This is a genomic window from Allonocardiopsis opalescens, assembly GCF_003002095.1.
Classification (GTDB): Bacteria; Actinomycetota; Actinomycetes; order Streptosporangiales; family Streptosporangiaceae; genus Allonocardiopsis; species Allonocardiopsis opalescens.
Genome location: NZ_PVZC01000022.1, coordinates 1 through 1,181, shown reverse-complemented (window position 1 = coordinate 1,181; position 1,181 = coordinate 1). Strand labels below are relative to the sequence as shown.

The following is a 1,181-nucleotide window of genomic DNA, read 5'->3' as shown; positions in this document are numbered from 1 at the left end:
GTGGCGCGTGCGGTTGGTATTGATCTTGGTACGACGAATTCGGTGGTGGCGGTGCTGGAGGGTGGGGAGCCCACGGTGATCGCTAATGCGGAGGGGTCGCGTACCACGCCGTCGGTGGTGGCGTTCGCGAAGAACGGTGAGGTGTTGGTGGGGGAGGTGGCCAAGCGGCAGGCGGTGACGAATGTGGATCGTACGATCCGGTCGGTGAAGCGGCATGTGGGCACGGACTGGTCGGTTCGGGTCGATGAGAAGTCGTTTTCGCCGCAGCAGATCTCGGCGTTCGTGCTGCAGAAGTTGAAGCGGGACGCGGAGGCGTATCTGGGGGAGAAGATCACGGATGCGGTGGTGACGGTTCCGGCGTATTTCTCGGATGCGCAGCGGCAGGCCACCAAGGAGGCCGGGCAGATCGCGGGTTTGAACGTGCTGCGGATCATCAACGAGCCCACCTCGGCGGCGTTGGCGTATCACTTGGAGAAGGAGGAGGAGTCCACGATCCTGGTGTTTGACCTGGGGGGTGGCACGTTTGATGTGTCGCTGCTTGAGGTGGGGGATGGTGTGGTGGAGGTGAAGGCCACCAACGGCGACAACCACCTGGGTGGGGATGACTGGGATCAGGCGGTGGTGGACTGGTTGGTGGAGCGGTTCCGCAATGCCAACGGGGTGGATCTGGGCAAGGACAAGATGGCTTTGCAGCGGCTGCGTGAGGCGGCGGAGAAGGCCAAGATCGAGTTGTCGTCTTCCAGTGAGACCCAGATCAACCTGCCCTACATCACCGCTAGCGCGGAGGGGCCGCTGCATCTGGATGAGAAGCTGACCCGCGCGGAGTTCCAGCGCCTGACCAGCGGTCTGCTTGAGCGCACCCGGGTGCCGTTTCAGAAGGTGATCGATGACGCGGGGATCACGGTGGACCGCATCGACCACGTGGTGCTGGTGGGGGGGTCGACCCGGATGCCGGCGGTGGCCGATCTGGTGCGGGAGTTGACCGGGGGCAAGGAGCCCAACAAGGGCGTCAACCCCGATGAGGTCGTGGCCTTGGGGGCGTCGCTGCAGGCGGGGGTGCTCAAGGGCGAGGTCAAGGACGTGCTGCTGCTGGACGTCACCCCGCTGTCGCTGGGGATCGAGACCAAGGGCGGCATCTTCACCAAACTCATCGAACGCAACACCACCATCCCCACCAAGCG

The 1,181-nt window shown here is 64.3% G+C and carries 1 protein-coding gene; it reads left to right on the top strand.

Annotated features, from left to right (window positions below):
- A partial coding sequence (gene dnaK / locus CLV72_RS31550; protein ID WP_106253875.1) for a molecular chaperone DnaK occupies positions 1-1,181 on the top strand: 1,181 nt, incomplete at its 3' end.